Here is a 24,574-nt window from a genome sequence, read left to right as displayed (position 1 = left end):
TCAAGGGGAACGCCCGGGAACCGCTGGTTTCCGGGCGTTTTCTGTTTCCGGGAACGCACCCGTCCAGAGGGCCCTTCACTGGGCGCCAGCCTTGGGACCCTAGCCCTCACGGCGCCGCGTACTCACTGACCCACTCCACCAGGGGCCTCAGCGTCTCCCAGCGGGAGGCAATCTCATCCTTGGCCGCTGCGGTGGACAACCATGCCGGCTGCCCGACTTCCACGCCGGCCGACAGGGACTTGTGCTTTAGCAGCTCCGCCCGGGGATGGTCCTTGTCAAAGCCGCGGGGAACGGTTTTGAGTTTTTCCCCTTCAATCGCAAAACCAGCAGCGGAGACGGCGTCGGTGATCTGTTGCAGCGCCAGTCCACTCTCCGGCGCGTCGACTGCGGCCCGGTAGCGTGCCAACTGGGCGGGCGTGTGGGAGTGGTAGCCCCCACCGATCAGGAGACCGTCGGCGCTGATCTGCACGTAGTAGCCAACGCCCTCCCGTGTGGCTGCGAAGGCTCCCTGGGCCGTTTTATAGGGTGACTTGTCCTGGGAGAACCTGATGTCCCGGTTGGGGCGGAAGATCTTTGCGGGCCCGAACCTCGGCTCCAATTCCGCGAGGAGAGCCGTCAGCGGTTCCCTGACCTCGGCGTCGTATATCGCTTTATGCTCCAGCCACCACTCGCGGTTGTTGTTCTCTTCAAGGTCCTCGTAGAAGCGGAAAGCGGCTGCCTGAATGCCTTCAAATGTGTTCATACAGGGATCCTATGGAGCGGCATGAGGGCGCAGCCATAGCTGGAGGCTGCTATGTGGAAACAAGTGCTATGTGGAAAACAAAAAGAACACCCCGCCGCGGAGTGGATCCGCGGCGGGGTGTTCCTGGAAGTGCTTGGAGCAAAGACGCTTAGAGCTTGTTGGCTGCTTCGGCGTCGGACTCGGTCTGGCCTGCGCCCAGGTTGGCACGGAGCTTGGCGCCGAGGTCGGCGTCAACGTTCGTCCAGTACTGGATGGCGCGTTCCTTGATGTCGGCGTTCTTCACGCCGCCAACAGCACCGGTGATGGTGTCCAGGAGGCGGGCCTTGGCGGCGTCATCGTAGACCTCGCGGTACAGGGTACCGGCCTGGCCGAAGTCGTCATCCTCAGCGTGCAGGGTGTGGGCGGAGAGGGTGAGCTCGCCGTCGTTCTCCCAGCCACCGGCGGGGGAGGTCGGCTCGACAGCAGCCGGGCCACCAACGGAGTTCGGTGCGTAAACCGGGGTGGACGGAGCGTTGAACAGGTAACGTCCCTGGCCATCCTGGCTGTAGTTGTTGACCTGGTTCTTGGGCTGGTTCACCGGGATCTGCGCGTGGTTGGTGCCAACGCGGTAGCGGTGTGCATCGGCGTAGGAGAAGATGCGGGCCTGCAGCATCTTGTCCGGGGAAGCAGCGATGCCCGGCACGAAGTTCGACGGCGCGAAGGTGGCCTGCTCGATCTGCGCGAAGTAGTTCTCCGGGTTCTTGTTCAGCTCCATGGTGCCCACGTGGATCAGCGGGTAGTCGGAGTGCGGCCACACCTTTGTGAGGTCGAACGGGTTGAAGCGGTACGTCTTGGCATCCTCGTACGGCATGACCTGAACGTGGAGTTCCCACGACGGGAAGTTGCCGGCCTCGATGTTCTCGGAGAGGTCGCGGATGTAGAAGTCTGCATCCGAACCGGCCAGCTCTTCAGCCTGGTCACCAGTGATGGTCTTGACGCCCTGGTTGGACTTGAAGTGGTACTTGACCCAGAAACGCTCGCCGGCGGCGTTGATCCACTGGTAGGTGTGCGAACCGTAGCCCTGCATTTCACGCCAGGAAGCCGGCAGGCCACGGTCGCCCATGAGCCAGGTGACCTGGTGTGCGGACTCGGGGGAGAGGGTCCAGAAGTCCCACTGCATGTCAGCGTCACGCAGGTGGGTACCCGGGAGGCGCTTCTGGGAGTGGATGAAGTCCGGGAACTTGATGCCGTCGCGGATGAAGAAGACGGGGGTGTTGTTGCCCACGAGGTCGTAGTTGCCCTCGGAGGTGTAGAACTTCACGGCGAAACCGCGGGGATCGCGCCACGTGTCGGGAGAACCGTTCTCGCCTGCAACGGAGGAGAAACGGATCAGCATGTCCGTCTCGACACCCGGCTGCAGGAAAGCAGCCTTGGTGTAGGCAGAAACGTCAGAGGTGGTCTTGAAGGTACCGAAAGCTCCGCCGCCCTTGGCGTGCACTACGCGCTCCGGGACCCGCTCGCGGTTGAACTGGGCGAGCTTTTCCACCAGGTAGTGGTCGGTCAGGATGATGGCACCGTCAGCGCCGACGGACTTCGAGTGCGCGTCGGACGTAACGGGGGCACCTGACTGGGTCGTTGAAATGGCAGTCATTGTTCTCCTTTTTCCTATTTCTGAGTTACTGAAGTATTTACGGGAAGCTGTTGTTTGGCCTGGCAATCCTGGCAGATGCCTTGGTAAAGGACGTCTGCGATCTGGATTGTCATGGGCTTGGAATTTTCGTTCCAGTGCGGTGTGAGGCACGGTGCGTGGCCCACTGCGCAGTCCACGTCCTCCACCTTGCCGCAGCTGATGCAGACGGCGTGGTGGTGGTTGTCGCCTACCCGGGTTTCGTAGAGCGCCGGGGAGTGCGGGGGTTCAAAGCGGCGCAGCATCTGCAAATCCGTAAGGTCGCTGAGCACTACATAAACGGACTGCGCCGTCAGTTCAGGCAGTTCCTGGCGGGCAGCGGCAAGGATGCCTTCTGCCGGGGAGTGCGGATGGTGCTGGACTGCGGCCAGCACTGCCAGCCGCTGTTTGGTTACACGCCTGCCGTGGGCATGCAGGGCCGCGGCCCATGCTTGCTGCTCAGCAGTGTGATCTGTCATGCATTCATTCAAACACTTATTTTGATAAGTTCACAATAAGGCAAGGCTAACTTCCGGTGAACGAAACAATTCCACTACCGGGTTGAGTTCTTCCGCGGCCGAGCGGCCGAGCGCATGCACCCGCAATGGCGTTCCCGGGGTCAGCGACTCCACGGCCAGGCAACTGAACCCGCTGACGCCACCGGACAGCGGCAGCGCGCCCAGCGATGCACCGATCGCCAAAAGGTCAGCAGGCAGGAAGTCCCGAACTGAGGCTACGCGGCTCACGGGCTCCATGACGGTATGGCGCTCACCCGCAGGAATCGTCCGTACCAGCACTGCGGGGTCCGGAACAGGTTCGACGGCGGCCCTGGCCGCGTCTGCGGACGCCAGGATCGCGTCGGGCAGCTCGCGGCGCAGTGACTCACGGATCGCCTCGTCGGTCGCCTCCAGTTCGGACTCGGGGAGGGCCACCCGACGGTGCGCCGGCAGCGAGAGCTGAAGTCCCGGCGTCGTGGTTTCGCCAGCCCAGCGTCCAAAAAGATGGAACGTCGGAGTTGACGATTCAGCCACAGGTTCACCCAGCCCGGCTCCCAGCGGATGCCACTGATGGGCGAACATGACGGCGCAGTGCTCCACGCCCAGGACCTTCGCCAAGGCGGCGCGTGCCAGATGGTGGCAAAAAAGCCAGTCAGTTGCGGACGGGAGCGCGAAATCCGTGGACGGATCAGACAACCTGACCACTACGTGCGCGGCTGTGAGGGGATGACGTGGCCGGGCGATCTCCCAAAAGCCCGAACGGTACAACAGTCGTCGTGACATGACCATGTCAACTCCTTCCCCGGGGTGAGCCTACCAAGCCGTGGCGCTGGTTAGGGTTGGACGGTGGCAAAACTACTGGCAGACATCACTCCGATCAAGGAGAGTCCTGCTTTTCGTCGTCTCTGGCTGGGGGCGTCCGTTGCCGCCATCGGCACCCAACTGACCCTCGTGGCTGTCAGCCTGGAGGTGTACCGGCTCACCCAGGAAAGTTTCTACGTGGGGCTCCTGGGTATCTTCGCGTTGGTTCCCCTGGTCATTGCCGGCCTCTACGGTGGATCCATCTCCGATGCCTACGACCGACGCAAAGTGGCCTTGATTGCGTCCCTCGTCTTATGGGCTTCCACGGCCGGCCTGGCACTGCAGGCGTGGCTGGGTCTGGGCAACATTTGGGTTCTTTATGCGTTGGTAGCCATCCAAAGCGGAGCGCAAGGCATCAACGGCCCGGCCCGGAGCGCCATCATTCCACTCCTGGTCCGCAAGGACCTGCTGCCCGCGGCCAACGCCTTGAGCATGCTGACCTTTGGCCTCTCGATGACCGCCGGACCACTCCTGGCCGGGGTACTCGTGGCAACCATCGGCTTCGGGTGGACCTACACGATTGACGTCATCAGCTTCACCTTCGCGCTGTGGGGACTTTTCAGGCTTCCGCCGCTGCCGCCCTCCAAGGATGCCGTCCGGCCCGGGTTCCGCTCCGTGGTGGAGGGCTTCCGGTTCCTGGGCGGGCGGCCCAACGTCCGCATGACCTTCATCATCGACCTCATCGCCATGATCTGCGCGCAACCCCGGGCCCTGATGCCCGCCATTGGCGCCGTGATGATCGGTGGAGGCGAAACCACCGTGGGTGTGCTGCTCGCTTCCACGGCTGTGGGAGCGTTCCTTGCGGGCCTCTTCTCTGGTCCGTTGGGAAGGGTACGCCGCCAGGGCAGCGCCGTGGTGTGGTCCGTGATGGGGTGGGGCGCCTCAATTGCCGGCTTTGGGCTGGTGGTGCTCCTTGCAGGTGACGCCGGACGCAATGGAACCACGCCGTGGCTGATACCGGCTGCGCTCTGCTGTGCGCTCGCAGGTATTTCGGATTCCGTAAGTGCCGTTTTCAGGACCACGATTCTCCAAGCTGCTACCCCGGACCATCTCCGCGGGCGGTTGCAAGGGGTGTTCATCGTGGTGGTAGCTGGCGGACCCCGGGTGGGAGACATGCTTGCCGGTGGAGTGACACAGTTCCTCAGCGAGGGCGGGGTGCTGTTGCTGGGTGGAGTCCTGTGCATTGCCCTGGCATGGCTCGCTTCCCGACTCCAACCCGGCTTCGTCGCCTACGATTCAAAGCATCCGGTGCCCTGAGCAGGCGGGGGCCAAGCCAGGAACCGGCGCCTGGGCCCGGAACAGGCGGACCGGCGTCGGCGTTAAACGAAGCAAAGCCCCTGCAAGAGCTGAAGAAAGAGAACGAGAGCAACGTGCATAAACACAACAATGGACTCAAGACCGCGGCACTCTTCGGTGTGCTGTGGGCGGTGTTGTTGGGTTTGGGCGCCATCATTGCCTCAGGAACCCGGAGCACCGCCCCCATCTGGATCATGGCCCTGATCGGCGTGGGCACCACAGCGTACGGCTATTGGAACAGCGACAAGATCGCCATTCGATCCATGGCTGCCTACCCGGTCACTGAGGCCCAGGCTCCCCAGCTGTACCAGATCGTCAGGGAGCTGTCCGTGCGGGCGAACAAGCCCATGCCACGGATCTACCTTTCACCCACCATGACACCCAACGCCTTCGCCACCGGCCGGAACCCCAAGAACGCCGCTGTCTGCTGCACCGAAGGCATCCTGCACCTGCTGGACGCCCGGGAACTCAGGGGCGTGCTGGGCCATGAGCTGATGCACGTGTACAACCGCGACATCCTGACGTCGTCCGTGGCCGCGGCTGTGGCCGGCGTCATCACATCCGTGGGCCAGATGCTGCTGATCTTCGGAGGCGGCGACCGGCGCAATGCGAACCCCCTGGCGACCATTGCCATGGCGCTGCTGGCACCATTTGCGGCCTCGCTCATCCAGATGGCGATCTCCCGCACCCGTGAATTCGACGCGGACGAGGATGGCGCCCAGCTCACCGGGGACCCGCTGGCACTGGCCTCGGCGCTGCGCAAGATCGAGTCCGGGGTGAGCCAGTTGCCGCTTCCGCAGGACCAGAGGCTGGTCAACGCCTCGCACCTCATGATCGCCAACCCGTTCCGTGGCGGCGGCATGCGGCGCATGTTCTCCACCCACCCGCCCATGAAGGAACGCATCAGCCGACTGGAGGGAATGGCAGGGCGCCCGCTCGCATGACGTGCTCGCAGGGACTGCTACGCAAACAGTCCTTCGCCGATGAACCCGCCGGCCTGCACCCCGGGAGGAACCGCAAACAAACCCGATCCGGTGTGCTTCAGGTACTCCACGGACAACGTGTCGCCCTTGGCCATTGCCAGTTGCATGGGCACGTAGTGCGTCCGCGGATCCTTCACGAAAGCGATGAAGAAGAGACCGGCATCCAGATGCCCCAGCCCATCCGAACCGTCCGTGAAGTTGTAACCTCGGCGGAGCATCCGCACGCCGTTGTTCTGGTCCGGGTGGGCCAGCCGCATGTGCGAGTCCATGGGAATCAGCGGCTCGCCATTGCGGCCCGCCATGGCAAAGTCCGGTGTGCTGAACTCATCGCCGCCTGACAAAGGAGCACCGACGCCCTTGGTGCGCCCAATCAGCCCCTCCTGTTCACGCAGTGAGGTGCGGTCCCAGATCTCAATGTGCATCTGGATCCGGCGGGCCACCAGATAGCTGCCGCCTGCCATCCACTGCTCGGATGCAGGGCCGCCAGGGGCCACCCACACGTGCTCGTCCAGCAGCGCGTTGTCCTCGACCTTGAGGTTGTTGGTGCCGTCCTTGAAACCGAAGAGGTTGCGGGGAGTCACCTGTGCCCGGGACGTTGAGGAGGTGCGCCCGAATCCGAGCTGGGACCAACGGACGCGGACCTTTCCGAATCCGATTCTCGCCAGGTTGCGGATGGCGTGCACCGCAACCTGCGGATCATCGGCGCAGGCCTGGACTACTATGTCTCCGCCTGTGCGCCCGGGCTGGAGGTCGTCGCCCGGGAAGTGGGGGAGGTCGATCAGAGCTTCGGGTCGCCGCCCGTCCAGGCCGAACCGAACCTTGCCGTCCTTTTCGAACAGTCCGGCACCAAAACCAAACGTCAGGGTCAGTTTCGACGCCGCCAGGTCCAAGGCCTCGCCGGTGTCCTCCGGCGGGGCGTCATAAGGTCCATCGACGGCGCCGGTCTTGCCGGTGGGGTCCCCGGCCGCCATCGCCTGCGCCGCGGCAGTCCAGTCCTTCAGGAGCTTGATGAGTTCCTTGCGGTCCTCGGTGGTGACATCGAACGCGGCCATGTGGAGACGGTCCTGGGCAGGGGTCGTGATGCCTGCCTGATGGTCTCCGAAGAACGGAACTACCGCTTCTCCGGCGGCCGGAACGGAGGCAGATGCTGCGGATGCCGTCACGGCGTCGTCGCCCAGGAAGCCGGCGGCCAGGCCGGCAACGGCTCCGGCCCCGCCCACGCCCGCCAGTGACAGCAGGCCACGGCGGGACATCCGGGGGGTGACGGTTTCAGCGGTAGCCGCTGTGCCGCCGTCGGACGCCCCTCGGGAGGTTACGACGTCGTTCGGCTCACCGGAACGCTCGACGCCGGCGGCGTCACCGGTGTGCCCGAAGGGGCAGCCGCTCACAGGACCACGGCTGAGGTGAGCTTGGAAAGGGGCTCACCCAGCGAGTCAACCAGCGAAGCCAAACCCTGGACCTGCTCCGGGCTGAGCTCGTTGTAGTAGGCAAAGCCGTCGCCCTTTGCGTGCTTCTTCAGTTCGGCCTGCAGCGCCGCGAACTTTTCATCCAAGGACTTGGAGAGCTCTGCGTCTTTCTGCTCCAGGGCCGGCTTCAGGCTCTCGAAGGCGATGCGGGCGCCGTCAACATTGGCCTGGAAGTCCCAGAGATCCGTGTGCGACCAGATTTCTTCTTCGCCGGTGACCTTGCCGGTGGCCACTTCATCCAGGAGTTCCTTGGCGCCATTGCCCAGCTTGTCCGCAGTGAGCTCCACGGTACGGGTGCGGGTGGCGAGGTCCTCGGTGTCGGCGACCAACTGCTTGGAGATGGCGGTGCGCTCAGCAACGGTCATGGCCGTGTAGCCTGCGGGCGGGAAGAGGTCCTTTTCGGCGCGGTGCCATCCGGTCCATTCCTGTCCGGGCTCAAGGTCGGCTTCGCGGGCATCCAACTTGGGGTCGAGGTCGCCGAAGGATTCAGCCACCGGCTCGATCCGTTCCCAGTGCATGCGGGTGGCTGCGTAGAGCTCGCGTGCCTTCGCGGCATCACCGGCTGCAAAAGCGTCGGCGAATGCCTTGGTGCCGGTGACGAGCTGTTCGGTCTGGTCCTTGACGTAGGCGGCGTACTGCTGGGTGCCGGTGTCCAGGAGCTTCTGGAAATCGGCGTCGACGCTGGGCTTGTTGCCGGACTCGGTGACCTCGAAGGAAGCGCGGATGCCATCGCCCTGCATGCCGGGCTTGCACGCGGTGTTGTACTTGCCGGCCGGGGCCGTGACCACCAGGTTGCGGGTGATCCCGGGTCCGATGTTCTCCACTTCGCCCAGGATGCGCAGGCCGTCTTCTGCCAGCAGGTAGAACTCCGTGACCTCGGTGCCTTCGTTCTTCACCGCGAAGGTGAGGTTGCCGCTGGGTGCGGTGGCAGCCGAAACCTTGCACTCGTTGGCCGTGCTGCTGACCTGGATGGGGCCATCCGCGGCGGCTGTGGTCTTCGTGTTGTCAGTGCAACCGGCGAGGACCAGGGGTACGGCCGCGGCCGCGCCGATCACGGCAAGGGTCTTGCGGAGTTTCGTTGAAACGGGCATGGGTGAATCCTTTGTCTATGAACGGGCGCACGGCGGTGTGCCTGAAGGCGTAAGGGGAGACAGCCTTAGGGCTGTGCTGCGACTGCGGGAGCTGAGATGGTGCCGGCGGCTTTGGGACGGGAGGAACGGTTGGCCCGGATGTACAGGGACAGCACGGGGATCACGTACAGCAGCCAGGCTGCCGCTTCCAGCCACGTGGTGGCGGGGGAGAAGTTGAGGGTGCCTTTCAGCAGGGTGCCGTACCAGGACGACGGCGGGATGGCGGCTGAGACATCGAATGCCAGGTTGTGCAGTCCCGGGAGGATGCCGGCTTCTTGGAGGTCGTGGACGCCGTAGGCCAGTACGCCGCCGGCGATGATGATGAGGCCGACTCCGGTCCAGGTGAAGAAGCGGCCCAGGTTGACCCTCAGGACACCCCGGTGCAGCAGATAACCCAGCCCGGCGGCCGCGACCAGGCCGAGCAGCGCACCGAGCAGGGGGAGGGTTGTTTCGCCTGTGGCTTGGGCTGCAGCCCAGATGAAGAGGGCAGTTTCCAGCCCTTCCCGGCCCACGGCCAGTGCCGCCACGAGCACGAGGCCCCATGCGGCGCCGTCGGCCGCTTTGTCCACTTGGGAGCGCAGCTCGCCGCCGAGGCTGCGGGCGGTCTTGGCCATCCAGAAGACCATCCAGGTCACCAGTGCCACTGCAATGATGGAGAGCCCGCCGCCGATTGCTTCCTGGGCCTCGAACGTCAGCCCGCGGGGGCCGAAGGTCAGCAGTGCGCCGAAGCCGAGGGAGATGCCCATCGCGATTCCCACGCCGATCCAGAGGCGGGGAATCAGGTGCCGCCGTCCGGTCTTGATGAGGTAAGCCATCAGTAGGACCACGATGAGGGAGGCCTCCAGGCCTTCGCGCAGTCCGATCAGGAAGTTGGCGGTCATGGTGAGTGTTCTTTCGCTAAGGGGAGCCGTACTTAGGCTCGCCTAAGGAAGAAGAATACTGTGCCGCGGCTATTACGCAAACTAATCGTGCTCTAATTTTCCCGTCCATTACGACAGTCGCTGTAGTTACAGGCAACGAAAAAGCCGGGACGCGCTGCCCCGTGGGGCGTGCATCCCGGCTTTGGCGCGCCCTGGCCAATGCCGGGCGACCGCTTGGTTAGCTGCGGAAGTTCACGAACTGGAGGTCGGCCTCTTCGAACTTCTTGAGGATGTTCATGGTTTCCTGAAGGTCGTCGCGGGACTTGGAGGTAACGCGGAGTTCGTCGCCCTGGATCTGGGACTTGACGGACTTGGGGGCTTCATCGCGGATGATCTTGTTGATCTTCTTGGCGATGTCCTGGGCGATGCCTTCTTTGATGGTGCACTCCAGGCGGAATTCCTTGCCCGAGGGGTAGGGCTCGCCCTGGTCGAGGGACTTCAGGGAGATGCCGCGCTTGATGAGCTTGGACTGGAAGACGTCCAGGACTGCAAGGACGCGGTCCTCCGAGTTGGCCTTCATGAGGATCTTTTCGCCGCTGAAGTCGATCTCCGCGCCGACGCCCTTGAAGTCGTATCGCTGCGCGATTTCCTTCTGGGACTGGTTCAGTGCGTTGGCGACCTCTTGCTTGTCTACCTTGCTGACGACGTCGAATGTGGATTCGCCTGCCATGACTCTCCTTAGGTTGGGGGCCCTGTGAGGGCGGGTTGGGTCTGGCATCCAGCCTAGTACGGAAGCCGGCACTTGGGACGGTGGAGGGCTTTCACAGTTCGCTCACAGCACACGCAAGGTGGGAACCGAGGTAGCTGGCCGAGAGTTGTACCAGTTGAAAGAACGTATCGTCGGAGGATCAGCATGAGCAGCAAGGCCGTCCAGTCCATCAGCAAGTCCGCCTCGGCAGCAGCCGGTTCGATTGGCACGGCAGCCGTGGCAGCTGCAAGCGCCGTCGCTGCGGCGGCCGTGGCTGCGTCGATCGTACTGAGCCCGGTTCCCGATGCCACTGCCCGGATGGACGGCGTCCACGCAGATCTTCTGCGGGCCGTGCAGCTCAACCAGATCACTGCCGAACAGGCCGAGAGGTTCGAAGCCAAACTCGCGGGCAGGATCCTCGGACAGGCCTGAAACACGCGGAAAATCAGGGTGTCTGCGTCCGATTAGATTCTTCGCTGAAACTTCTGTAAGGTTGTCTCTGCCTTCGGTTACCGGATCGAAAGAAATGGTCTCCGGAAGTGATCTTCTTTTGAAGTTCGGCAGATTACCCGAGCGGCCAAAGGGGGCTGACTGTAAATCAGCTGGCAACGCCTACGGGGGTTCGAATCCCTCATCTGCCACCCAAGGAAAATCCCCGGAACCACTGGTTCCGGGGATTTTTTGTGCCCTGGTGGAATCTCGCGATTTGAGCTGCCCTTTCGTCCGGGCTGCGGCAATGGACGGAGGACACCCAAATTTACGTGTCATTGGTCCGGGGCGATGTCCGCCGTGAATGTGGGTGTCCCCAGCCGGCGCGAGGCGGGCCCGGGGTGGGGCGTCTGAGCCGGGGGCAGAAGTGGCCCTTCAGCGACTCTCCGAGATTTTCCGGAGCTCCGCAATCTCCAGCCGCAAGGCCGCGATTTCGCTCACCAGGTCCGCCATTTCAGCCCGGACTGGTTCTTCGGCCGCTGCTGCCTTTTCTCCCGCTGCGGCGGCGACCCCCTCGGCGTTCTCCTCGATCCGCTGGACAAGCCAGGAAGCGATGGAGGCCGTCACGATACCGAGAACAGCGATGCCGCTCATCATCAGGGCGGCGGCTACCACCCTGCCAATGGGCGTCACCGGGTACAGATCGCCGTAGCCCACGGTGGTGATGGTGGTGACGGCCCACCATGCTGCGTCGCCGAAGGTCAGGATCTTGGCGTCGGGGGCGTTCTGTTCAACATCCAACACCGCCAGGGCACCGATGAGGATGAGCATGGCGGCGGCCCCGGCGACGTAGGTTGCCACCCGGCCACGGAGGGTTTCGCCCACGGTACGTTGCAGCACGGAGAGGAGGGTGACCAGGCGCAACAACCGCAAAGGCCGGAAGAAGGGGAGCACCACGATCAGGAGTTCGTGGAGGTTCCACACAAACCAGCGCATGCGGTCCTCGGCAAGCCAGAGGTTGATGAAATAGTCCAGCGCGAAAATTCCCCAGGTGATCCACAGAATCACCTCGAAAGGGACTGCCGAGGGCCCGTCGACCCGGCCAATGACCTGCCACGCGTAGGCGGCGAGGAATATCAGTGCCGTGGCCATGAGCGGCCATTCGACGAGGTCCCGGTATCGCGCTTGAGTCATACGGGAATACTAGCCACAGGCCGGGCCGGCCGGGGGCTTGCGGAGTTGCTCAGGCGGTGGTTTCCAGCCAGTAGCCGTCCAGGTGGTGTATCAGTTGACGGCCCAGGCCGCCCTTGAGCTGGATCCAGAGGGTGCTGCGGTCGTCGGTCATTCCGTCCAGGGTTCCTTCGATGCGGTTCCCGCGCGCGTCCTGGAGCACCACTGTCTGGTGGCGCTGGAGTTCGGGCCAGACGTCGCCGCTGGGCCTGCTGGTTTGCAGCGTACTCAAAGGGATCTCCCTGATGTTTTCTTCCAATACGAGTTCCAGATATTGTGCACGTCTTTGATGAACCAGCGGTAAACGTTAGTGCAATCGTTGGACATAAAGTTGAACAAACAGCGAGGCCCGTGCTCGTTCCTTTGGCTGAATCCAGCAGAGCGTCCCACAATGCGGTCGGCATCTTTCGCTGGAAGTTACTCATGGGTAACATTGTTGCCATGCATCTGCTTCTACGCACCCTCATGTTGCTGTTCACGTCCTCCAAGCGCACGCCGTTGAACGTTTGGGACGAATCGTCGCTGCCCTTGCGGGTGCTTCCCACGGACATCGACATCGCCATGCACGTCAACAATGGCATGTACTTTTCCCTGATGGACCTGGGCCGGTTCGACCTCATGGTGCGCAGTGGGATCTGGAACAAGATGCGCAAACGGGGTTGGAGCCCGGTGGCTGCCGGGGAGACCATTGCGTTCCGCAAATCCTTGCAGTTGTGGCAGCGCTACACCATTGAAACCCGCATTATCGGGCTCGATACCAAGGCGATCTACTTCGAACAGCGCATGGTGGTGGACGGTGAGATCTACGCCCGTGCCCACATCGCCACCCGCCTGGTGGCCAAGGGCAAGCCCGTGACACAGGAGGAGATCAACGCCGAGTTCGGTGCGCCGCCGGCGGACCTAGAACTGCCCGAATGGATCCACGAGTGGCGCGAAAACAACGCGCTGCCCGGAGCGCGCCGTCCCGCACCGCACGTCTGGAACTAGACCCCAACGTCCCGCCGCTGCAAGGCCAAAGTTCCCAGCGCAATCAGTGCCGCCGATATGCACAGCAGCCCTGTCACAGCGCCCCAGTCAGCCCCGTTTGTCACCGGTGAATTGCCGTACGCCCAGTGATACGGCGAAAGGTTCAGCAGCCACTCCACATCGGGGCTTTGCCGGCCCACCGCGTTGAATACGTAGCCGAGGACCGCAACAGCAGCACCGGCAGCGACTCCGTACACCTTCCGTCCCGTGAGGGCGCCGGCACACAGTGCGGCTGTACCGCTCAGAAGGGCCAAGGCGGCGAATAGCAGCACGGCGCCGAAAAGATGCCCGACGTCGATCTCAAGTTTTGCGGGTCCGTTCAGTACCAGCACCAGCACGAAGACCAACGCGGTGAGCAGCGCAATGCGGACCAAAATGGCCAACGCCCGCTCCAGGACCACCTGCACGCGGGTGACGCTGTGGGCGAGGGTGAGTTCCAAAAGCCCGGACTCCTCGTCACCTCCCACCGCCGCCGCGCCCCAACCAATGGAGGCCATGGACATCAGCAGGAAGCCGATGAGTCCGAAAAGGGTGGCCTGGGTGTAGCCGGGTCCCGTGGCTATTTGGTCGTAGTTCAGGGCCTTGGTCATGCCTTGAGGGAGGGCATCAATCATTTGCTGCATCTGGGCGCTGCCTCCGATGGACGGATACAACGGCAGGTACAGCATGATCGCGCCCGTGAGTCCCAGCGCCCATGCCAAGGTGGAGCGCCACGAATCAGTCAGTGCTTTGGTGAAGAGCGGCAATGGCCTAGGCACGGTGGGCTCCTTCCGGTTGATGGCTGGCTCTCTGGGGACTTCCCATACTGGAGGGCGCTTCGCCGCCCGTATAGAGCGTCAGGACGGCTTCTTCCAGGTCCGGCTCTTCCAGGACCAGGTCTGTCAGATGCAGCCGTGCCAGTTCCTGGACCAAGGGCTGGATATGGCCGGACAAGGTGGCCGTGGCTTCCACAGTTCCGCTCGCATGGCCGTCTGCGGGCAGTTCCCGCACCGCGATATTGGCGACGCCCGGCACCCGGGCCAGCAGCGCGCCGACGTCGTGCGCTTCCGTTCCGATGCTGTTGAACCGCAGCTGCCTGACCGCCGCCGTCCTTAAAGCCTCCACAGTGGAAACGGTGACGATGTCGCCGTCGCGGAGGATGGCGACGGCGTCCGCGGCCTGCTGGACTTCGCTCAGGACATGCGAGCTGAGGAACACTGTGGCGCCGCCGTCCACGGCCTCGCGGACCATGGCATGGAAGGCCTGCTGGACCAAGGGGTCAAGTCCGCTGGTGGGTTCGTCCAGGACCAGGAGCTCAGGCTTGTGCATGAACGCCTGCAGGAGGCCCAGCTTCTGCTTGTTTCCCTTGGATAGCTTGCGGGTCTGCCGGTCCAGGTCCAACTGAAGGCGGTCTGCGAGATCGTTGACGTGCCGCTCATCCACCGGGCCGCTGATGGCAGCAAAATGCTCCAGCATGCGGCGGCCCGTGGTGCGGTTCTCCAAATGCAGTTCCCCGGGCAGATAGCCGATCCGCCTTCGCAGTGCTGTGCCGCCCTGCCTCGGATCCTGTCCCAGCACGGAGATGGAACCGCCGCTGGGCCGGATGATGTCCAGCAGGCAGCGCATGGTGGTGGTCTTTCCGGCGCCGTTCGGCCCGATCACTCCGAAGACTGTCCCGGGTTCCACCGCGAAATCCAGCCCGTGCAGAACCTCGCGTTGACCGAACTTCTTGCGTAACCCCTTGACGACGATTGCCTGGGTCACGGGGCATGCTCCCTTCCGTTGTTGGTGTTGTTTCCTTCCAGGGCTTCGCGGGCTGCGTGCAGGAACCGCGCGTCCGAATAGAAGCCATGCGTATAGATCTCAAGAAGAGGCAGGGTGAGCTGGCGCAGAAGGTCGGGGCCGATGCCGTTGGGTTCCGGGGCCGGAGTGCCCAGCGTCCGCGAGAGGTGCCGGCCCAGCATGAGGATCGAAAGGCTGTTGGACGCGATGACCACCGCGATGGACCGGATGTCGTCGAATTTCCGGATGGTGCCTGCTTCGATGCCGGTGTGGATGATGTCCTGGCACTGGTTCACCACAGCGTCGAAGAAGGCGTCTCCGGCGTCGGATTCATCACCCAGGCTGCGCCGGATGTAGGCGATCTCTTCCGTGTACTGGTCAGGGTTGTTCAAGTAGTCCTGGATGAGCCTGCCGGTGGAACCGGGGTCTGCTTTTTCCCTGCCCTGAATGGCTGTGAGGGCCAGGACGTGTTGGTCACAGGCCTCTCGGAGACCGGCTTTGCTGCCGAAATGATGGATGACCAACCCCGGGCTGACGCCGGCAATGGAAGCCACTGCCCGGACTGTGGCCCGGGAGAAGCCATCTCGGCCGAAGAGTCCGATCGCGGCGTCCCGGATGCGCGCCCTGGTGGTTAAATCGTCTGCGGTTGAACGCATGTTTCATACGCTAAACACTTGTTCAATGCGAATCAAGAGATTCCTGAAACGGCGGGTTGCCGCTTTATTCCCAGTGACGCGGGAAGCGAACAGGGGCCCGCCCGGCGGGACTTCACAGACCGGGACGCGTACCGTGGAACCATGGCTACAGTTGACATCACTGGTGAACAGTTCGCATCGACCATCGAAGACAACGACATTGTCCTGGTGGATTTCTGGGCTGCATGGTGCGGCCCCTGCCGGCAGTTCGCGCCCACGTACGGAGCGGCATCGGAAAAGCACTCCGACGTAGTCTTCGCCAAAGTGGACACGGAAGCCGAGCAGCAGCTCGCCGCCGAGGCCGGGATCACCTCCATCCCCACCTTGATGGCTTTCCGCGAAAAGGTGCTCGTCTTCTCGCAGCCCGGCGCCCTGAACGCCCAGCAGCTTGAGCAGGTCATTGATGCAGTGAAGGGCCTGAACATGGAAGAAGTCCACGCCCACGTTGCAAAGTCCCGTGCCGAGGCTCAGGAAAAGGCACAGGAAAACTAGACTTCATCCGGCGAAATCGCCGTTAAAGCCCCGAGGTCGCCGTAAATTTACGGCGACCTCGGGGCTTTAAGGCGTAACTGCAGCGTTTAGGCGTTCTCTCAGAGACGTTCCAGCTTTACGGGTTCGGCAAGCAGCGCGCTGAGTGACTCGTTCAGGTCCTGGACAGCGATGCCCTTGGAGTGCTTGTCCAGCAGCTCCTCGGATTCCCAACGCTCGGTCAGGACAAGCTTTTCCTCGGTGGCTTCGGTCAGTTCGTAGCGGATGCAGCCAGGCTCGTTGACGACCTCATCGATCGCGATTTCCAAAGCGAGCTTCACGCGGAAGAACTCGCCCTCGTTGGGGATGAACGTGGCCTGCAGGTCAATGGGTGCACTCATGGCTCCAACCCTACCGGCAGGACACGGCGCCGCTGGAGGTGGTTACGGTTCTGTTGCGCGGCCGGGCTTGGTAGCGTTCCGTCATGTTGTCCTACACCGCCGGAGACACTGACGTCCCGCTGCTCGAAGAGACCATTGGCGCCAACTTTGAGCGCATCGCCGCCCAATTCCCTCTGCGGGACGCACTCATCGAGGCTGCCGCCTCGCCCGGCGAAGACGCCCGCCGCTGGAGCTACCAGAAACTGAACGACGACGTCGACCGCCTCGCCCGCGCGCTGCTCGCCACCGGCGTGGCCAAGGGGGAGCGGATCGGCATCTGGAGTCCCAACTGCGCCGAATGGACCATCCTCCAGTACGCCACCGCCAAGATCGGGGCCGTGCTGGTGAACGTGAATCCCGCCTACCGGAGCCATGAACTGGAATTCGTGGTGAAGCAAAACGGGATGCGGATGCTGGTGACCGCCCCCTCGGACAGGAACAGCGACTACGTTGCCATGGCCAGGCAGGCAGCGGCTGCCTGCCCTGAACTCAAGGAGATTGTGTTCCTGCCGGGAGATCCTGCGGTGGGACTCCGCGCGGGCGTTCCGGAAGCCGGCCATGAACTCACGTACGGCGAGCTCCTGACCCGGGCGGACGGCGTCGGGCCTTCAGCGGTGCGCGACCGCATGGCCCAACTGGACCCGCACGATCCCATCAATCTGCAGTACACCTCGGGCACTACGGGATTCCCGAAAGGTGCAACGCTGACGCACCACAACATCCTCAACAACGGGAACTCGATCGGGCGGCTGCTGGGCTACACCGAGCATGACCGCGTGGTGATTCCGGTGCCGTTCTACCACTGCTTCGGGATGGTGATCGGCAACCTCAATGCGCTCAGTTTCGGGGCGGCCACCATCATTCCGGGCAGGGGCTTCAATCCTTCGGCCGCGCTGGAGGCTGTGCAGGATTTTGGCGGGACCTCGTTGTACGGTGTGCCCACCATGTTCATCGCGGAGCTCGCGCTGGAAGACTTCGGCTCCTACGATCTCTCAACCCTGCGAACCGGAGTGATGGCGGGGTCGCTGTGTCCCATCGAAGTGATGCGCCGCGTCATCGATGAGATGCACATGGTGGATGTGGCCATTTGCTACGGCATGACCGAGACCTCGCCCGTGTCCACCATGACCCGCGCCGGGGACACCCTGGAACAGCGGACCTCCACCGTGGGACGGACCATGCCGCACCTGGAGAGCAGGATCGTGGATCCGGGTTCCGGGGAAGTGGTGGAGCGGGGTGTGATCGGTGAACTCTGCACCCGCGGCTATGCGGTGATGCAGGGGTACTGGGGCCAGCCCGACAAGACGGCCGAAGCCATCGACGGTGACGGCTGGATGCACACGGGGGACCTTGCCCGCATGGACGAGGACGGGTACCTGGTTATTGAGGGCCGCATCAAGGACATGGTGATCCGGGGCGGGGAGAACATCTACCCCCGCGAGATCGAGGAGTTCCTGTACCTGCACCCGTCCATCCAGGATGTGCAGGTGATTGGCGTGCCGGACCAGAAGTACGGCGAGGAACTCATGGCCTGCATCATCCTCAAACCCGGTGCGGAACCGCTGACGGCCGCGGACCTGGCCGACTACTGCCGGGGCAAGCTGGCCCACTACAAGATTCCGCGTTACATCGATGTCCGTGAGAGCTTCCCCATGACGGTGTCCGGCAAGGTCCGCAAGGTGGATATGCGCCAGGAAGCCGTATCGCGCCTCCACCTCTAAAGCCAACGCGGGGTCACTTATGGCCCATGTTTCCGCCATTTATGGGCCATAAGTGACCTCGCGTTGCAGTTGTCGGGAGGCAACCTGTGGATAACTCCATTCGATGGCCGCATTGCCGAGACACTGGATTGCATGGTTCGCATCAGTCCCTTGCCCGAGGTCCTCGGCGCCCGTCCTTTCACCGTCTATGAGTCACGCGCCTTGGGCGTGCCCAGGAAGCGTCTTCGGGCAAAGGACATCAAGGATGGCGGCCGGCTTATCTATCTGCCAAGGGAAACAGATCCGGATCTCTTCGAGCGCGCTCGGGTGCTTACGGCAGCTACCCCCGGTGCCTGGGTCTCGCACGAAACCGCGGCCGAACTGACCGGGTTGGGGCTTCCGCCGTGGATGGGGAACGGCGAAACGGTGCACTTGAGCAAGCCGCATGAACTACCCCGGGTTCGGCGGGCCGGTGTAACTGGTCACAGAGTTCGTGTTTTTCCGGGCGAGGTCATGGATCACCAAGGCATTCCGGTATCGGTCCGCCCCAGAACTTGGCTTGATTTGGCGAAGTCGTTGCCGCTTCCGTATGTGATCGCGATGGGCGACCAACTTATCCGTCGGCCAAGGCCGGCCCTGGAGATGCGTACTGAGCCATACGCCCATAGTTCCGGATTGAGGTTGCTCATCCGGCAACATCCCAACCTCCAAGGGGTGGAGAAGGCGCGTTTGGCGTTGGACGAAATGCGGGTGGGCGCGGACTCGTTTCCTGAGACGTTCCTACGCCTGGCTATGAAGGACGCCGGTCTTCCGGAACCGGAACTGCAATTGCCGCTGAATCTCGAGGACCCGTGGTCGCCGACGGCCGACCTCGGCTATCGACGCTTCCGGATCGCGATCCAGTACGACGGCAGACATCACCTTTCCAGGGAACAGCAGTCGAGGGACAACCGGCGTGATGAAGCGTTCCTCAGCGCGGGGTGGTCGTATTTCAAAGTGAACGCCGATGACTTGGCGGAGGGGTTCGCCGGAGTGATCTCACGCATCAGATCGGTGAAACTCCGCGCCCTGTAAGCCAACGCGGGGTCACATATGGCCCGTAAATGGTGGAAATATGGGCCATAAGTGACCCCGCGTTGCTTTAGTGGTGGCGGTGATCCTGGACGGTCATCCGGGGCCCGAAAGTGGGCTTGCGGAAGCCGCTCAAATACAACATCCGCACCAGGCGTTGCCTCTGCCCGCGCCACGGTTCCAGCAGTTCGATCATGCCGGCGTCGTCCGTCTTCTGCCCGGTCAGGGCGTAGCCCACATAGGACGCCAGATGGTAGTCGCCGACGGAGATTGAATCCGGGCAACCGTGGGTCCGCTGGACAACCTCGGCCGCGGTCCACACTCCGATCCCCGGAATCGTCTGCATCCGGGCGCCGGCCTGCACTGAATCCAGCGCCGCCAAACGTTCAAGCGCGACGGCGGATTGCAGCGCCCGCATGACCGTCGCCGAACGCTGCGGGCCAACTCCGGCTTTGTGCCACTCCCATGACGGAATGGCCAGCCACTGCCGGGCCGTGGGAGGAACGAGGAGACCGGCCGGCGCTTTGCCTGGAGCAGGCGTTCCATAGCGGTACATCAAGTAGCGGTAGCCACGCCTTGCCTCCAAAGTGGTGACCTTTTGCTCCAAAATGGTGGGCACCAGGGAGTCAACCACCCGGCCAGTGGAGGGCAGGCGAACGGCCAGGTTCCGGCGTCGTGCTTCTGTGACCCGGCGCGGGAGGGTGGCGTGGAAAGCGGGTTCATCGAAAGCGGACCAGTCGTCATCGGCGCCCAGCAATCTTGGCACTCCGGCCACTGCGTCCGATGCGCCCGGACCCCATGCCTGGGCATCGACGAACGAATCGGAACCGGAACCACCCCCGGACAGCCGAAGCGTCACCGGGCCGGAGGCAGCTGTGAAGGCCATCCAGAATCCGCTGGAGTGTGCGGCGAAGGACGGATCCGCGTTGCCGCGCATGAGCGGAAACATGGTTTGGTCCAGACGGAAAGGGGCTCCAGGATGCCATCTGACGGCCGCATCTGCCGCGGCCGCCACAAGGGGCGGGGCGTCTGCGATGGTCATGTTTTCATGGTCGCACGCCGGGCTGACAATCCCATCAAAAGCCTCTTTCAGTGATGGCCGCCCGGGGCTAGACTCCGTGCTGTGGCGTGGGTGGGCCGCGCCGGAACCAGGGAACAGAACCCCAAAAACGAGGAGTGCCAGCCATGGCCGCCATAGTGCATTTTGAGATTCCCACCGAAGACACCGAACGGGCCAACAACTTCTACCGGACTACTTTCGGGTGGAACCTGAGCCCCATGCAAGGGATGGATTACACCATCGCCCTCACGGCGCCGTCCGATGAGCAGACAGGCACGCCGAAGGAACCGGGCGCCATCAACGGTGCGCTGTTCCCGAGGACTGATGCGCTGAAGACACCCGTCCTGACCATCGACGTCGACGACATTGACGCCGCTTTGGGGCAGGTCGAGTCCGCCGGAGGGTCGGTAGTCCAGGCCAAGAACCCGATACCCGGCATGGGGTGGTACGGCTACTTCAAGGACACCGAGGGCAACGTGATGGGTGTGTGGCAGACCGATCCATCGGCAGGGAGCTAGCCGGCCGGTCCGGCCCCAAAGCGGGCAGGCGGTAACTTTGTATCTATGAAGTACGCCCAGTCCGTGTTGGACCTCATCGGCAACACGCCGCTCATCAAGCTCAACCACGTTACGGACGGGATCAGGGCCACGGTCCTGGTCAAGCTCGAATACATCAATCCCGGCGGATCCATCAAGGATCGGATCGCCGTGAAGATGATTGAAGAGGCCGAGAAAGACGGACGCCTCAAGCCGGGCGGAACCATCGTGGAGCCGACGTCGGGCAACACGGGCGTAGGGCTGGCCCTTGTCGCCCAGCAGAAGGGCTACAAGTGCGTTTTCGTGGTCCCGGACAAGGTGGGCGAGGACAAGCGTGCTGTCCTGAAGGCGTATGGCGCCGACGTGGTGGTGACCCCCACCGCCGTGGCTCCCGACAGCCCGCAAAGTTACTACGGTGTCTCTGACCGCCTGGTCAAAGAAATCCCGGATGCCTTCAAGCCGGACCAGTTCTCCAATCCGGCCGCCCCCGGCAGCCACTTCGAGTCCACCGGCCCTGAAATCTGGAACGACACCGATGGCCGCGTCACGCACGTGGTGATCGGAGCCGGGACCGGCGGCACCATCACCGGCACCGGCCGGTACCTCAAGCAGGTTTCGGCTGACCGGCCGGAGTCCGACGGCGGCCCGGTCAAGATCATCGGCGCGGATCCGGAAGGTTCGGTCTACTCCGGCGGTACCGGCCGTCCTTACTTCGTCGAAGGCGTGGGCGAGGACATGTGGCCCGCCAATTACGATCGTGCCGTCCCGGATGACGTCATTGCTGTTTCGGATGCCGATTCCTTCGCCATGACCCGCCGCCTGGCAAGGGAAGAGGGCCTCCTGGTGGGCGGTTCCTCGGGCATGGCGGTGGTTGCTGCGCTGCAGGCTGCCAAGGACCTGGACGAGTCCGCCGTGGTGGTGGTCATCCTTCCTGACTCTGGCCGTGGCTACCTTGCCAAGATCTTCAACGACCAGTGGATGCGCTCCTACGGCTTCCTTTCCGGGGGCGAAGAAGCTTCCGTGGGCGAGGTGCTCAAATCCAAGACGGGAGAAATGCCGGACCTGGTCCATATCCACCCCAACGAGTCCGTCCGCGACGTCATCAACATCATGAACGAATTCGGTGTCTCGCACATCCCGGTGCTCTCGCAGGAGCCCCCGGTGGTGATGGGCGAAGTCCTGGGCGCGGTGGACGAGCGAAGCCTGACCAGCAAGCTGTTCCGGGGTGAAGCGAAGCTCACGGACAAGATCGCAGAGCACATGGGGGAGCGTCTCCCGGTGATCGGCTCACTGGAGACCATTTCTGCCGCGCGCGAGCTGCTGTCCGACGTCGATACCGTCATGGTGACTTTCGCCGGCGCGCCGGTGGGCATCCTGACCCGCCACGACCTTCTCGCTTACCTGAGCAACTGAAGCGCCCCGCTTCATCCATACCGTTGAACGAACAAAGAGGAGCTTCCATGTCTGCCAACACCAACGCCGGGTTCAACACGCGCGCTGTCCACGCCGGACAGGCCTTCGAACCCCGCACCGGCGCGGTTGTCCCGCCCCTGCACTTCAGCTCAACCTACGCCCAGGACGGGATTGGCAACCTGCGTTCGGGCTATGAGTACGGCCGCGGCGGCAACCCCACCCGCGATGCCCTCCAGGAACAACTGGCAGCCCTGGAAGGTGGCTCAGCCGCATTCTCCTTCGGTTCCGGACTCGCCGCGGAAGACTCCCTGATCCGTGCTGTGGCCCGTCCCGGTGACCACATCGTTCTTGGCAACGACGCCTACGGTGGCACCTACCGGCTCATCAACCGCGTGCTCGGCGACTGGGGCATCGGAAACACCCCGGTGGACATGTCAGACCTCGACGCCGTTGCTGCCGCGGTTGCCGCGAACAAGACCCGCATAGTGTGGGTTGAGACGCCCTCCAACCCGATGATGAAGATCACCGACATCGCGGCGCTCGCCGCCGTGGCGCACGACGCCGGGGCCCTCCTGGTGGTCGACAACACCTTTGCGTCTCCCTACCTGCAGACCCCGCTCGCCCTGGGCGCCGACGTTGTGGTCCACTCGACCACCAAGTACATTGGCGGGCACTCCGACGTCGTGGGCGGCGCCGTTGTGGTCAAGGACGCCGAACTGGCCGAAAAGATCGGCTTTATCCAGTTTGCCGTGGGCGCCGTTTCCGGTCCCATGGACGCCTTCCTGACCACCCGTGGCTTGAAGACCCTGGGTGTCCGCATGGACCGCCACAGTGACAACGGCCAGGCCGTGGCCGAGTGGCTGCTGCAGCGTCCGGAGGTGGAAGCTGTGCTGTACCCGGGCCTGCCGGACCACCCCGGCCACGAGCTTGCCGCGAAGCAGATGAAGAAGTTCGGCGGCATGGTGTCCGTGCAGTTCAAGGGTGGAGAGGCCGCAGCGCGGACCGTTGCCGAGAACACGTCCGTGTTCACACTTGCCGAATCGCTGGGCGGCATCGAGTCCCTCATGAACTACCCGTCGGAAATGACCCACGCTTCCGTGAAGGGTACGGAACTGGCTGTCCCCGTCAACCTCCTGCGCCTGTCCTGCGGCATCGAGGAAGCCGAGGACCTGATCGCGGATCTTGAACAAGCTTTCGCCAAGATCAGCAACGGCTGACATGGCGGATTCTCCTTCACAGCTGGTGGCTTCCACCACCAAACGGGGCTGGATCCTCACGGCGGCAGCAGCCTTGGCCCTCGTGGTGGCAGTGTGCTTCCTGTACGCGTACTACGAGCCGGCCCTGAACGACTTCGAGGTCTACTTCTACGGCGGCGGCAAAGTCATGGAGGGCGGTGACCTCTACGCCATCCGTGATGGATTGCCGTTTACCTATCCGCCGTTCGCGGCCCTCCTGTTTGCCGGGCTGGCGGCGCTGGGGTTCTTCGCGGCCAGTATGGTTTTCATTCTGGTGGCCCTTGCCGGTGCCGCCATTGTGGCCGCCTGGCTGGCCAGGCACTACTTCGGCCTGAAGACCTGGCGGGAGGCTTTTTCCGATTACCGTTTCAGGACTACGGCGCTGCTGGGAACCGGTGCCATTCTGTTCCTGGGCCCGTGGCGTGACACGTTCGTCTTCGGGCAGATCAACATCATCCTGATGGGTGTGATCCTGGCTGACTTCGCCCTGTACGGGAAAGCCCGTGCGGGTGCCATCCGGTGGCCTGCGGGTTTGCTGATCGGCCTGGCTGCCGGGGTGAAGCTCACTCCTCTGGCCTTTGGTTTGTACTTCCTGGTCCGTCGCGACTTCAAAGCCCTGGGGTGGATGGCCGCCGGGTTCTTTGGTTCGATTGCGGTGGCCTGGGCTGTACTGCCCCAGGCTTCGCTGGATTTCTGGACCAAGATTCTTCCCGATACCGGCCGGATCGGCGGGCCGGCCTACGTCGACAATCTGTCCGTCAAGGGCCTGCTCCTCCACTTCGGCATGCCGGACTCTTCGGTCACCAACTTGGTGTGGATGGTGCTGTCCTTGGCACTGGTGGTCGTCGCCGGCCTCGTCATCAAGTGGTCGGTGGCTGTAGATGAGAATTTCGTGGCAGTATCCGCCACAGCCGTCCTGATGCTCCTAATCAGTCCGGTGTCGTGGTCGCATCACTGGGTTTGGGTTGCCGTTGCCCTGCCCAGCATGGCCTTTGCGATGCACCGGGTGCCGTCCCGCAACGGACGGATGCGACTCGCGGGGTGGGGCATTGTGGCGTGCTCCACGGTTGCCTTTTACATGACGCCCAAGAACCTGGCCGTGTGGGCGGGTGCTGCCGAATGGGGCAAAGACCCCCAGACCCAGTGGCAACTCATGGTGTCGAGCCTGGGCGTGGTGTGCGGGATCGCGATGATGGTCTATTGGGCATTGGCGTACCACCCTTCCCGGGCCGGACTGGTTCCCGGTGGAACCAGCCTGAAACAGCGCTGACCGCTCCACGCA

General features: G+C 63.3%; 26 protein-coding genes and 1 tRNA gene. 12 read left to right on the top strand and 15 right to left on the bottom strand.

What is annotated here, in order from left to right:
- Positions 1–106: 106 nt before the first annotated feature.
- From AB4Y81_RS02855 to AB4Y81_RS02840, 4 genes are all read right to left on the bottom strand, one after another.
- A complete protein-coding gene (locus AB4Y81_RS02855; protein WP_441995111.1) occupies positions 107–742 on the bottom strand; it encodes a DUF2461 domain-containing protein in 636 nt (211 codons plus the stop codon).
- Positions 743–890: 148 nt separating this feature from the next.
- Positions 891–2,372 carry a catalase gene (locus AB4Y81_RS02850; RefSeq protein ID WP_018776791.1) on the bottom strand — a complete coding sequence of 494 codons (1,482 nt, stop codon included), beginning with the start codon at positions 2,370–2,372 and terminating at the stop codon, positions 891–893.
- Between the two features lie 14 nt (positions 2,373–2,386).
- Positions 2,387–2,866 carry a Fur family transcriptional regulator gene (locus AB4Y81_RS02845; RefSeq protein ID WP_018776790.1) on the bottom strand — a complete coding sequence of 160 codons (480 nt, stop codon included), beginning with the start codon at positions 2,864–2,866 and terminating at the stop codon, positions 2,387–2,389.
- 30 nt (positions 2,867–2,896) lie between these two features.
- Positions 2,897–3,667: a hypothetical protein gene (locus AB4Y81_RS02840; protein ID WP_231949039.1), complete on the bottom strand. Its 771-nt coding sequence runs from the start codon at positions 3,665–3,667 to the stop codon at positions 2,897–2,899.
- A gap of 63 nt (positions 3,668–3,730) precedes the next feature.
- Here AB4Y81_RS02840 and AB4Y81_RS02835 point away from each other — a divergent pair, with 63 nt between their 5' ends.
- Both AB4Y81_RS02835 and htpX read left to right on the top strand, forming a co-directional pair.
- Complete coding sequence (locus tag AB4Y81_RS02835; protein ID WP_275775797.1) at positions 3,731–5,002, top strand: MFS transporter; 1,272 nt, start codon at positions 3,731–3,733, stop codon at positions 5,000–5,002.
- 113 nt (positions 5,003–5,115) lie between these two features.
- On the top strand, positions 5,116–5,985 hold the full coding sequence (gene htpX / locus AB4Y81_RS02830; protein WP_039242510.1) for a zinc metalloprotease HtpX: 870 nt from the start codon (positions 5,116–5,118) through the stop codon (positions 5,983–5,985).
- A 17-nt stretch (positions 5,986–6,002) separates the two neighbouring features.
- Here htpX and efeB read toward each other — a convergent pair whose 3' ends face one another.
- The 4 genes from efeB to AB4Y81_RS02810 all read right to left on the bottom strand — a co-directional run bounded on the left by efeB (position 6,003) and on the right by AB4Y81_RS02810 (position 10,210).
- Complete coding sequence (gene efeB, locus AB4Y81_RS02825; RefSeq protein ID WP_441995108.1) at positions 6,003–7,412, bottom strand: iron uptake transporter deferrochelatase/peroxidase subunit; 1,410 nt, start codon at positions 7,410–7,412, stop codon at positions 6,003–6,005.
- Positions 7,409–8,581 (bottom strand): iron uptake system protein EfeO, encoded by a 1,173-nt coding sequence (gene efeO / locus AB4Y81_RS02820; RefSeq protein ID WP_039242502.1) that lies wholly within the window; start codon positions 8,579–8,581, stop codon positions 7,409–7,411. Before efeO ends, efeB begins: the two co-directional genes overlap by 4 nt.
- Before the next feature lie 65 nt (positions 8,582–8,646).
- Positions 8,647–9,501: an iron uptake transporter permease EfeU gene (gene efeU, locus AB4Y81_RS02815; protein WP_064721546.1), complete on the bottom strand. Its 855-nt coding sequence runs from the start codon at positions 9,499–9,501 to the stop codon at positions 8,647–8,649.
- Positions 9,502–9,718: 217 nt separating this feature from the next.
- Entirely contained in the window at positions 9,719–10,210 is a 492-nt protein-coding gene (locus AB4Y81_RS02810; protein ID WP_018776783.1) for a YajQ family cyclic di-GMP-binding protein, read from the bottom strand.
- A 183-nt stretch (positions 10,211–10,393) separates the two neighbouring features.
- On the opposite strand from AB4Y81_RS02810, the gene AB4Y81_RS02805 reads away from it, so the two are divergent.
- A complete protein-coding gene (locus AB4Y81_RS02805; RefSeq protein ID WP_018776782.1) occupies positions 10,394–10,660 on the top strand; it encodes a hypothetical protein in 267 nt (88 codons plus the stop codon).
- Between the two features lie 127 nt (positions 10,661–10,787).
- Positions 10,788–10,869, top strand: a tRNA-Tyr gene (locus tag AB4Y81_RS02800).
- Between the two features lie 223 nt (positions 10,870–11,092).
- Here AB4Y81_RS02800 and AB4Y81_RS02795 read toward each other — a convergent pair.
- Together AB4Y81_RS02795 and AB4Y81_RS02790 are read right to left on the bottom strand one after the other, a co-directional pair.
- Positions 11,093–11,851 carry a potassium channel family protein gene (locus tag AB4Y81_RS02795; RefSeq protein ID WP_026267022.1) on the bottom strand — a complete coding sequence of 253 codons (759 nt, stop codon included), beginning with the start codon at positions 11,849–11,851 and terminating at the stop codon, positions 11,093–11,095.
- 49 nt (positions 11,852–11,900) lie between these two features.
- Complete coding sequence (locus AB4Y81_RS02790) at positions 11,901–12,119, bottom strand: hypothetical protein (RefSeq protein WP_026267021.1); 219 nt, start codon at positions 12,117–12,119, stop codon at positions 11,901–11,903.
- Positions 12,120–12,328: 209 nt separating this feature from the next.
- Between AB4Y81_RS02790 and AB4Y81_RS02785 the strand changes: the two genes are divergently transcribed.
- A complete protein-coding gene (locus tag AB4Y81_RS02785) occupies positions 12,329–12,874 on the top strand; it encodes an acyl-CoA thioesterase (protein WP_441995418.1) in 546 nt (181 codons plus the stop codon).
- On the opposite strand, the gene AB4Y81_RS02780 is transcribed toward AB4Y81_RS02785, so the two are convergent.
- The 3 genes from AB4Y81_RS02780 to AB4Y81_RS02770 are packed head-to-tail and all read right to left on the bottom strand — an operon-like array spanning position 12,871 to position 15,330.
- The gene (locus tag AB4Y81_RS02780) at positions 12,871–13,671 is read right to left on the bottom strand and encodes an ABC transporter permease subunit (RefSeq protein ID WP_055971544.1); all 801 of its coding nucleotides are present in this window, start codon (positions 13,669–13,671) and stop codon (positions 12,871–12,873) included. The two genes, AB4Y81_RS02785 and AB4Y81_RS02780, sit on opposite strands and share 4 nt — an antisense overlap.
- Complete coding sequence (locus AB4Y81_RS02775; RefSeq protein WP_441995105.1) at positions 13,664–14,656, bottom strand: ABC transporter ATP-binding protein; 993 nt, start codon at positions 14,654–14,656, stop codon at positions 13,664–13,666. Before AB4Y81_RS02775 ends, AB4Y81_RS02780 begins: the two co-directional genes overlap by 8 nt.
- Positions 14,653–15,330 carry a TetR/AcrR family transcriptional regulator gene (locus AB4Y81_RS02770; protein WP_441995104.1) on the bottom strand — a complete coding sequence of 226 codons (678 nt, stop codon included), beginning with the start codon at positions 15,328–15,330 and terminating at the stop codon, positions 14,653–14,655. The genes AB4Y81_RS02775 and AB4Y81_RS02770 overlap by 4 nt, the downstream gene beginning before the upstream one ends.
- Before the next feature lie 141 nt (positions 15,331–15,471).
- On the opposite strand from AB4Y81_RS02770, the gene trxA reads away from it, so the two are divergent.
- Entirely contained in the window at positions 15,472–15,861 is a 390-nt protein-coding gene (gene trxA, locus AB4Y81_RS02765) for a thioredoxin (protein ID WP_018776775.1), read from the top strand.
- 98 nt (positions 15,862–15,959) lie between these two features.
- Here the strand turns inward: trxA and AB4Y81_RS02760 are convergent, their stop codons facing one another.
- Positions 15,960–16,238, bottom strand: coding sequence for a putative quinol monooxygenase (locus tag AB4Y81_RS02760; protein ID WP_018776774.1), 279 nt, complete (start codon positions 16,236–16,238; stop codon positions 15,960–15,962).
- An 83-nt stretch (positions 16,239–16,321) separates the two neighbouring features.
- Between AB4Y81_RS02760 and AB4Y81_RS02755 the strand changes: the two genes are divergently transcribed.
- The gene (locus AB4Y81_RS02755; RefSeq protein WP_110503800.1) at positions 16,322–17,998 is read left to right on the top strand and encodes an AMP-binding protein; all 1,677 of its coding nucleotides are present in this window, start codon (positions 16,322–16,324) and stop codon (positions 17,996–17,998) included.
- Between the two features lie 132 nt (positions 17,999–18,130).
- Entirely contained in the window at positions 18,131–19,051 is a 921-nt protein-coding gene (locus AB4Y81_RS02750) for a hypothetical protein (protein ID WP_441995102.1), read from the top strand.
- A gap of 67 nt (positions 19,052–19,118) precedes the next feature.
- Here AB4Y81_RS02750 and AB4Y81_RS02745 read toward each other — a convergent pair whose 3' ends face one another.
- A complete protein-coding gene (locus tag AB4Y81_RS02745; RefSeq protein ID WP_055971556.1) occupies positions 19,119–20,090 on the bottom strand; it encodes a DNA-3-methyladenine glycosylase family protein in 972 nt (323 codons plus the stop codon).
- Between the two features lie 143 nt (positions 20,091–20,233).
- Here AB4Y81_RS02745 and AB4Y81_RS02740 point away from each other — a divergent pair, with 143 nt between their 5' ends.
- Genes AB4Y81_RS02740 through AB4Y81_RS02725 form a run of 4 tightly spaced genes read left to right on the top strand, consistent with a single transcriptional unit; the run spans position 20,234 to position 24,562 of the window.
- Complete coding sequence (locus AB4Y81_RS02740) at positions 20,234–20,626, top strand: VOC family protein (RefSeq protein ID WP_039242487.1); 393 nt, start codon at positions 20,234–20,236, stop codon at positions 20,624–20,626.
- A gap of 45 nt (positions 20,627–20,671) precedes the next feature.
- On the top strand, positions 20,672–22,057 hold the full coding sequence (locus AB4Y81_RS02735) for a cystathionine beta-synthase (RefSeq protein WP_018776769.1): 1,386 nt from the start codon (positions 20,672–20,674) through the stop codon (positions 22,055–22,057).
- 47 nt (positions 22,058–22,104) lie between these two features.
- The gene (locus AB4Y81_RS02730) at positions 22,105–23,274 is read left to right on the top strand and encodes a cystathionine gamma-synthase (RefSeq protein ID WP_441995100.1); all 1,170 of its coding nucleotides are present in this window, start codon (positions 22,105–22,107) and stop codon (positions 23,272–23,274) included.
- A 1-nt stretch (position 23,275) separates the two neighbouring features.
- Positions 23,276–24,562, top strand: coding sequence for a glycosyltransferase 87 family protein (locus AB4Y81_RS02725; RefSeq protein WP_441995098.1), 1,287 nt, complete (start codon positions 23,276–23,278; stop codon positions 24,560–24,562).
- Positions 24,563–24,574: the final 12 nt, after the last annotated feature.

Origin of the sequence: Paenarthrobacter sp. TAF1, from assembly GCF_052113825.1 — a bacterium.
Classification (GTDB): Bacteria; Actinomycetota; Actinomycetes; order Actinomycetales; family Micrococcaceae; genus Arthrobacter; species Arthrobacter nicotinovorans.
Note: the sequence above shows the minus strand (reverse complement) of the source record. Positions and strands in the feature narration are given on the sequence as shown.

Bases quoted from the DNA above. Each gene is read 5' to 3' on its own strand.
- AB4Y81_RS02735 (WP_018776769.1), top strand. From the start codon at position 20,672: ATGAAGTACGCCCAGTCCGTGTTGGACCTCATCGGCAACACGCCGCTC.
- efeU (WP_064721546.1), bottom strand. From the start codon at position 9,501: ATGACCGCCAACTTCCTGATCGGACTGCGCGAAGGCCTGGAGGCCTCC.
- AB4Y81_RS02850 (WP_018776791.1), bottom strand. From the start codon at position 2,372: ATGACTGCCATTTCAACGACCCAGTCAGGTGCCCCCGTTACGTCCGAC.
- AB4Y81_RS02730 (WP_441995100.1), top strand. From the start codon at position 22,105: ATGTCTGCCAACACCAACGCCGGGTTCAACACGCGCGCTGTCCACGCC.
- AB4Y81_RS02785 (WP_441995418.1), top strand. From the start codon at position 12,329: ATGCATCTGCTTCTACGCACCCTCATGTTGCTGTTCACGTCCTCCAAG.
- AB4Y81_RS02760 (WP_018776774.1), bottom strand. From the start codon at position 16,238: ATGAGTGCACCCATTGACCTGCAGGCCACGTTCATCCCCAACGAGGGC.
- efeO (WP_039242502.1), bottom strand. From the start codon at position 8,581: ATGCCCGTTTCAACGAAACTCCGCAAGACCCTTGCCGTGATCGGCGCG.
- AB4Y81_RS02855 (WP_441995111.1), bottom strand. From the start codon at position 742: ATGAACACATTTGAAGGCATTCAGGCAGCCGCTTTCCGCTTCTACGAG.
- AB4Y81_RS02745 (WP_055971556.1), bottom strand. From the start codon at position 20,090: ATGACCATCGCAGACGCCCCGCCCCTTGTGGCGGCCGCGGCAGATGCG.
- AB4Y81_RS02795 (WP_026267022.1), bottom strand. From the start codon at position 11,851: ATGACTCAAGCGCGATACCGGGACCTCGTCGAATGGCCGCTCATGGCC.
- AB4Y81_RS02740 (WP_039242487.1), top strand. From the start codon at position 20,234: ATGGCCGCCATAGTGCATTTTGAGATTCCCACCGAAGACACCGAACGG.
- AB4Y81_RS02750 (WP_441995102.1), top strand. From the start codon at position 18,131: ATGGTTCGCATCAGTCCCTTGCCCGAGGTCCTCGGCGCCCGTCCTTTC.
- AB4Y81_RS02840 (WP_231949039.1), bottom strand. From the start codon at position 3,667: ATGTCACGACGACTGTTGTACCGTTCGGGCTTTTGGGAGATCGCCCGG.
- AB4Y81_RS02770 (WP_441995104.1), bottom strand. From the start codon at position 15,330: ATGCGTTCAACCGCAGACGATTTAACCACCAGGGCGCGCATCCGGGAC.
- AB4Y81_RS02845 (WP_018776790.1), bottom strand. From the start codon at position 2,866: ATGACAGATCACACTGCTGAGCAGCAAGCATGGGCCGCGGCCCTGCAT.
- AB4Y81_RS02725 (WP_441995098.1), top strand. From the start codon at position 23,276: ATGGCGGATTCTCCTTCACAGCTGGTGGCTTCCACCACCAAACGGGGC.
- AB4Y81_RS02755 (WP_110503800.1), top strand. From the start codon at position 16,322: ATGTTGTCCTACACCGCCGGAGACACTGACGTCCCGCTGCTCGAAGAG.
- trxA (WP_018776775.1), top strand. From the start codon at position 15,472: ATGGCTACAGTTGACATCACTGGTGAACAGTTCGCATCGACCATCGAA.
- AB4Y81_RS02805 (WP_018776782.1), top strand. From the start codon at position 10,394: ATGAGCAGCAAGGCCGTCCAGTCCATCAGCAAGTCCGCCTCGGCAGCA.
- AB4Y81_RS02810 (WP_018776783.1), bottom strand. From the start codon at position 10,210: ATGGCAGGCGAATCCACATTCGACGTCGTCAGCAAGGTAGACAAGCAA.